The organism is Curtobacterium sp. C2H10 (assembly GCF_025407985.1).
In the GTDB taxonomy this organism is placed as follows: Bacteria; Actinomycetota; Actinomycetes; order Actinomycetales; family Microbacteriaceae; genus Curtobacterium.
This window is the reverse complement of record NZ_JABXGF010000040.1, coordinates 24986-31550: the sequence shown is the minus strand read 5'-3', so window position 1 is coordinate 31550 and position 6565 is coordinate 24986. Positions and strand designations below refer to the sequence as shown.

Genomic DNA, 6565 nt, shown 5'->3' with positions numbered 1-6565 from the left:
GCCCCCGCCGCGCCACCGTGCGGGGTCCCGCGCTCGGTGCAAGGCCCCCGACGTCCCACCGTCAGCGAAACCTCGCACGGTGCGGATCCAGGACGCTGCGCAACCCCGCGCGTCAGGGCGACGGCGAGACGTCCACCGTGCCGTCCGGCGGCGGCAGGATGTCCGCAGCGACCCACGGGAACACGAACGTGAACAGGACCCACACGATCGCCGCGAGGAGCACGAGCAACTCGATCACCTTGAGCGCCGCGGGGCCGGGCAGGATGCGCCAGACGAACGGGAAGATCACGTCGACGTCTCCGAGAGTTCCTTCGGGGTGCCCTCCGACGCGGGCATCCAGTAGTCGAGCTTGGCGTGCGTGACGTACCGCTCCTTCGCCGACCACATCGGGTGGCAGGCGGTCAGGGTCAGCCAGCGGTCGTCGGCCGTCGGCTCGACCCCGGGCTTGTTCGGCACCGGGGCGATGGTCTCGACGTGGTCGGGCGTGACGATCTGCGAGTCGGTGACCTTGTACACGTACCAGACGTCGAACTTCGTCTTCGCGTCGGTCACCCGCACCACGACGTCGTCGCCGGTCTTGAGCTCGGCGATCTGGTTGAGCGGCTTGCCGTAGGTCACCCGGTGCCCGGCGACGGCGAAGTTGCCCTCGGCGCCCGGCATCGCGGTGTCCTGGTAGTGGCCGAGGCCGATCGTGTTGAGGACCTTCTCACGGTCGGTGCCCTCGCCGATCGGGCGCTCGTAGTCCTTGCCGAACCGGGGGATCTGCATCGTGCCGAAGACATCGGTGACGTTCGGCGGCTCGGCGAGCACGGGAGCGGGCCCGCGGTGCTCGGTGCCGGTCCCCGAGACGTCCTTCTGCCCGAGGCCGTCGACGAGCTTCGTCTGCTCGTTGACCGCGACGACGTCCGTCCACCACGCCGTCCACACCACGTACAGCCCGGTGCCGGCGCCCGCGATGATGAGCAGCTCGGCGATGAGCGAGACGATGGCGCCACCCACGGTCTGGCGGCGACGCGGTGCCCGTCGTGCAGCACCGGCCGCGCCGTCGCGGCGGTCTCGGCGCGACGGGAGTGTCTCGTGTGCGGTCACGGGGCTCCTGATCCGGATGGGGTGGTCGGACAGGTCTATCAGATCACGACGACGACCCCGTGACGAGGTTGTCCACAGCACCGTTACGGTGAAGTGATGCAGCACGTCCTCCGCCGGTTCGACCCGGCCGACACCGAAGCCGTCGTCGCCCTGTGGCAGGCCTGCGGTCTCGTCCGTCCGTGGAACGACCCCCGCCGCGACATCGCCCGCAAGCTGACCGTGCAGCCCGAGCTGTTCCTGGTCGCCGAGGACGCCGAGGACCCCGCCCACCCGGTCGTCGGAGCGGGCATGGCCGGGTTCGACGGGCACCGCGGCTGGGTGAACTACCTGGCGGTGCAGCCGGACCTGCAGGGCTCAGGGCTCGGGCGCGCGTTCATGGCGGAGTTCGAGCGACTGCTGACGGACCTCGGCTGCCCGAAGCTCAACCTGCAGGTCCGGGCCGGCAACGAGCAGGTCATCGGCTACTACGAGGCACTCGGCTACACCGACGACCGCACGGTCTCGCTCGGCAAGCGGCTCATCCCCGACGCCTGACGCCCGCTCCGGCCGCCCCGAGTCTCGGCTCCGCGGACAGTTTCGCAGCCCTGCGAGCACGAAACTGTCCGCCCAGGCGAGACTCGCCCGATGCGGCGCAGCGACCCCCTACGCGAGCGCCAGCCCCACCGCGGCGCCGAACGCCAGGACGATCCCGGCCCACTGCACGGGCGTCAGCCGCTCCCGGAGCACGATCCCGGCGAGCACGACCGTCCCGATCGGGTACAGCGCGTTGAGCACGCTCACCACGGGCAGGGTCGCCGGGTCCGCACTCGAGTGCAGCCCCGCCTGGATGAAGACGTTCGCCGCGGCGTCGAGGACGCCGCAGGCGACCACCGTCCACACCAGGCGAGCCGGCCAGCGTCCGCCACCACGGATGCCGGGAGGCGCGGCAGACCTCGGAGCGTCGGCCGACCTCGCGGGGTCTGCCGCGCCTCCAGGGCCCCGCCCCGTGACCGCCGCCCGCCGCGTCACCACGACCGCCGCCGTCCCGAGCAGCACCGCCTGCAGCACCCGCGACACGACCAACGGCGCCACCCCCGCGTCCGACGGCGTCATGTCGTACGCGAGCACGATCCCGCCGAAGCCGCACCCCGCGACCGCCGCCGTCACGAGCCCCACCGCGGTCACCCGCGCACCCGACGTGTCCCGCACCGATGCCACCAGGACCACCGCGAGGACCGCCACCACCAGCGCGACCACCGCGAGACCCGACAACGCCGTCCCGCGCAGCACCGCCACCAGGACGGGCACGACGGCGGCGAAGACGGTGGTCAGCGGCGAGAGCACGCTCATCGGGCCGATCGCCAGCGCGCGGTAGAGGAGGAGGACGCCGACGCCTCCGGACACCCCGGCGATCGCGCCCCACAGGACGGACTCCGCACCGAACGCACCCCCGACCACCACGAGCCCGACCAGCAGGGGCACGATCCCGACCGTCGCGGCGACGGCGGCGACGGTCACCGCACGGACACGACGTGACGCGAGGCCGCCGAGGAAGTCGGCGAACCCGTAGACGAGCGCGCCGGACAGGCCGAGGACGACGGTGAGCACGGCTCCCATCCTGCCCGGCCCGGTAGCCTGCGTGGCGTGAGCGTTCCCTACCACCGCCTGCCCCGCGTCGACGCACGCTGGAGGTGGTGGCGCCCGCTCGTGGCGCTGGCGTTCCTCGCCGGCTGGTACTTCGTCTCGCAGGTGATCATCGCCGTCGCGTACTTCGTGCCGATCGGTGCGACCCAGGGGCCGCAGGCGCTCATCGACCTGCAGAACGACCTCGCGAGCGGGGCGCTCGACCCAACCGACCCGGTGGTGCTGTCGCTCTCGCTCGTGTCCCTCGTGGTCCTGTTGCCGGGCATCCTGCTCGCGGTGAAGATCGCGCGCGTCGGTCCCGCCGGGATCCTGTCGTCCACGCGGTTCCGGGTGCGCTGGGGCTGGACGGCCTGGTGTCTCATCCCGACGCTCGTCATCGCGGCGATCATGTTCGTCGTGCAGACCGGGCTCTTCTGGGACGGCGGGATGATCACGACGGACGGTGGCTTCGCCTGGAACCACGCCGCGATCGGCCAATCGACGGTGTCCCTCGGCACGCTCACCACGACGCTCGTGCTCGTCATCGTGCTCGTGCCGTTCCAGGGCGCGGCGGAGGAGTACATCTTCCGCGGCTTCCTCATGCAGACCATCGGCTCGTGGATCCCGGTCCGCATCGTGGGCACGGTCCTCGCCGTCGCGGTGTCGACCGTCGTGTTCGCCCTGCTGCACATCCCGAACGGCTACAACGTCTGGGGCATCCTCGACGTCGGGTCGTTCGGCCTCATCGCCGCGATCATCGTGCTGCGGACCGGCGGCCTCGAGGCGACGGTGCTGCAGCACGCCTTCAACAACATCATGATCTTCGTGCTGCAGGCGCCGGGGTGGTCGCGGATCGACCTCTCGTCGCAGGACGCCAACGGGACCATCGGCGGCTGGCTCGTCACCCTCGGTACCTCGCTGCTCTACTGGGGCATGGTCGAGGTGCTCGCCCGGTGGCGCCGCCTCGACCGCCGGTTCGCGGGCGCGGCCGCACCGCGGTTCCGAGGTCCGGCACCGGTCTGGGCGGGTGGCGGGCGCTGGTTCAGTCCAGGAGGCACGGGCTGGGCGAGCGCCCCAGCCCGCCTCGACGAGACGGCCGGCTCGGCCGACGGGGCGGACGCAGCACCTGTGGACAACGCCGTGGGTGTCGTCGGTCGGCCGTAGGCTCGTGGCATGAGCACCACGCCCGCGCCCGCCGCCGTGTCTGCTTCCCGAGCCGCCGCGCTCGACGTCCTGCACCGCGTGTGGGGCTACGACGACTTCCGGGGCGAACAGGCCTCGATCATCGACCAGATCGTCACCGGGGGCGACGCGCTCGTCCTCATGCCGACCGGCGGTGGCAAGTCGCTCTGCTACCAGGTGCCGGCGCTCGTGCGGGACGGCGTCGGCGTGGTCGTGTCGCCGCTCATCGCGCTCATGCAGGACCAGGTCGACGCCCTCGCGGCGAACGGCGTCAAGGCTGCGTTCCTCAACTCCACGCAGGGGCCGGACGAACGTGCCCGGGTCGAACGCGCCGTGGTCTCGGGCGAGGTCGACATGCTCTACCTCGCGCCCGAGCGGCTCCGGCTCGAGTCCACGCGCGCACTGCTCGACCGCGCGCGGATCGCCCTGTTCGCCATCGACGAAGCGCACTGCGTCGCCCAGTGGGGCCACGACTTCCGGCCGGACTACCTCGAGCTCAGCGTCCTGCACGAGCGCTGGCCGACCGTGCCGCGCATCGCCCTGACCGCCACCGCGACGCCGCAGACCCACCGCGAGATCTCCGCCCGCCTCGGCCTCGACGACGCCGCGCACTTCGTCGCCGACTTCGACCGGCCGAACATCCAGTACCGCATCGAACCGAAGACCGGGGCGCTGCAGCAGCTCCTCACCTTCATCCGCACCGAGCACAGCGGCGACGCGGGCATCGTGTACTGCCTCTCCCGCAACTCGGTCGAGCGCACCGCGGCCGCGCTGTCCGAGCAGGGGATCCCGGCGCTGCCCTACCACGCCGGTCTCGACGCCAAGGTGCGGGAACGGAACCAGTCCGCGTTCCTGCGCGAGGACGGCGTCGTCATGGTCGCCACCATCGCGTTCGGCATGGGGATCGACAAGCCGGACGTCCGGTTCGTGGCGCACCTCGACCTGCCGAAGTCGGTCGAGGGCTACTACCAGGAGACCGGTCGTGCCGGGCGCGACGGGCTCCCATCGACCGCCTGGCTGGCGTACGGCCTGAACGACGTCGTGCAGCAGCGCCGGATGATCGACCAGTCCGAGGGCGACGCCGCGCACCGTCGGCAGCTCAGCGCGCACCTCGACGCGATGCTCGCCCTGTGCGAGACCATCGAGTGCCGGCGCGTCCGACTGCTCGCGTACTTCGGGCAGGAGAGCACGGCGTGCGGCAACTGCGACACGTGCATCGCCCCGCCCGAGTCGTGGGACGGCACGGTCCCGGCGCAGAAGTTCCTCTCCACCGTGGTCCGGCTCGACCGTGAACGCGGGCAGCGCTACGGCGTCTCGCACCTCGTGGACATCCTCGTCGGCAAGCAGTCGCCCCGCGTGCAGGAGCTCCGGCACGAGTCCCTCGCCACGTTCGGCATCGGCAGCGACCTGGGCGAGGCGGAGTGGCGCACCGTCGCCCGACAGCTCCTCGCGCAGGGCTACGCGGCGGTGTCCGGCGACGGGTTCGGCACGGTCGTCCTGAGCCCGACGAGCGCCGACATCCTCGGCGGCCGCGTGCAGGTCCGGATGCGGCGCGACCCGGTGAAGGCACCCCGGGACTCCCGCAACCGTCGGACCGTCGTGACCGACATGCCCCAGGAAGCCCTCGGGTTGTTCGAGGCCCTGCGCGCCTGGCGTGCGGCCCAGGCCCGCGAACAGGGCGTCCCGGCGTACGTGGTCTTCAACGACGCGACGCTGCGGGGCATCGCGGCGGTGAAGCCGTCGGACGAAGACCAGCTCGCCGAGATCTCCGGCGTCGGCGGGGCGAAGCTCGAGCGCTACGGCCGTGCGGTGCTCGACGTCGTCGCCGCGGCCGAGTGATCGCGACACATTCCGTGGCGGGCATGCGATCGGGGTCGTGATCACTACACTCGGAGACTCCCGTCACGAGGAGGCCCGTGTGTCCGGATCGTCGAAGTACACCACGCTGAGCCGTGCCTTCGTGGCGCCGCTCGCTCGCATGATCTGGCGGCCGCGGATCATCGGTCGGAAGAACATCCCGAAGCGTGGCCCGGTGATCCTCGCGAGCAACCACCGCTCGTTCATCGACTCCCCGACGATCGGCCTCCTCGCCCCGCGGAAGGTGTTCTTCCTCGCGAAGAAGGAGTACTTCACGGGCAAGGGCTTCCGGGGCTCGGTGACGCGGGGCTTCTTCGAGGGCATCGGCGCGATCGGTGTCGAGCGGGGTGCGGGTTCGGCGGCGCAAGAGGCCCTCGACCTCGGGCTCGAGCGGCTCCGGGCCGGCGATGCGTTCGCGATCTACCCCGAGGGCACCCGGTCCCTCGACGGCCGGCTCTACCGGGGCCGCACCGGAGTGGCCTGGCTGGCCCTGACGAGTGGTGCACCCGTGGTGCCCGTCGCCCTCACCGGCACCCAGGACGTCCAGCCGGTGGGTTCGCGCGTCCCGAAGCTCGCGAAGGTCACGGTCGAGTTCGGTACGCCGCTCGACCTCTCCGGCTTCGGAGAGGCCTCGTCCGGCCGGGCTCGTCGTCACGCGACGGACGCCGTGATGGCGGCGATCCAGGAGCTCAGCGGACAGGAGCCCGCGAACGCCTACAACAACCCGCCGGCGACGATCGTCGAACGGGTGCGGCAGGTCCTCAGACGCGACGACCCGACGGCCGCGGTCGAGCCCGACTGACGAGCGCATACACGAAACATGCTATTGCACATC

General features: G+C 71.6%; 7 protein-coding genes. 4 read left to right on the top strand and 3 right to left on the bottom strand.

Annotation, left to right across the window (positions count from 1 at the left end; translation table 11 throughout):
• Positions 1-112: 112 nt before the first annotated feature.
• Both HWD93_RS13830 and HWD93_RS13825 read right to left on the bottom strand, forming a co-directional pair.
• On the bottom strand, positions 113-289 hold the full coding sequence (locus HWD93_RS13830) for a hypothetical protein (protein WP_156794771.1): 177 nt from the start codon (positions 287-289) through the stop codon (positions 113-115).
• Complete coding sequence (locus tag HWD93_RS13825) at positions 286-1089, bottom strand: class E sortase (RefSeq protein ID WP_261647122.1); 804 nt, start codon at positions 1087-1089, stop codon at positions 286-288. The genes HWD93_RS13830 and HWD93_RS13825 overlap by 4 nt, the downstream gene beginning before the upstream one ends.
• Positions 1090-1185: 96 nt before the next feature.
• On the opposite strand from HWD93_RS13825, the gene HWD93_RS13820 reads away from it, so the two are divergent.
• A complete protein-coding gene (locus HWD93_RS13820; protein WP_261647121.1) occupies positions 1186-1623 on the top strand; it encodes a GNAT family acetyltransferase in 438 nt (145 codons plus the stop codon).
• Between the two features lie 108 nt (positions 1624-1731).
• Here HWD93_RS13820 and HWD93_RS19530 read toward each other — a convergent pair whose 3' ends face one another.
• On the bottom strand, positions 1732-2676 hold the full coding sequence (locus tag HWD93_RS19530; RefSeq protein WP_261647120.1) for a DMT family transporter: 945 nt from the start codon (positions 2674-2676) through the stop codon (positions 1732-1734).
• Between the two features lie 36 nt (positions 2677-2712).
• Between HWD93_RS19530 and HWD93_RS13810 the strand changes: the two genes are divergently transcribed.
• The 3 genes from HWD93_RS13810 to HWD93_RS13800 all read left to right on the top strand — a co-directional run bounded on the left by HWD93_RS13810 (position 2713) and on the right by HWD93_RS13800 (position 6532).
• Positions 2713-3855, top strand: coding sequence for a CPBP family intramembrane glutamic endopeptidase (locus tag HWD93_RS13810; RefSeq protein WP_261647119.1), 1143 nt, complete (start codon positions 2713-2715; stop codon positions 3853-3855).
• Between the two features lie 9 nt (positions 3856-3864).
• On the top strand, positions 3865-5712 hold the full coding sequence (gene recQ / locus HWD93_RS13805) for a DNA helicase RecQ (protein ID WP_261647118.1): 1848 nt from the start codon (positions 3865-3867) through the stop codon (positions 5710-5712).
• A gap of 79 nt (positions 5713-5791) precedes the next feature.
• Positions 5792-6532, top strand: a complete 741-nt coding sequence (locus HWD93_RS13800) for a 1-acyl-sn-glycerol-3-phosphate acyltransferase (protein ID WP_070416975.1) — start codon at positions 5792-5794, stop codon at positions 6530-6532.
• Positions 6533-6565: the final 33 nt, after the last annotated feature.

Coding starts and splice junctions, on each gene's coding strand:
- recQ (WP_261647118.1), top strand. CDS start 3,865: ATGAGCACCACGCCCGCGCCCGCCGCCGTGTCTGCTTCCCGAGCCGCC.
- HWD93_RS13820 (WP_261647121.1), top strand. CDS start 1,186: ATGCAGCACGTCCTCCGCCGGTTCGACCCGGCCGACACCGAAGCCGTC.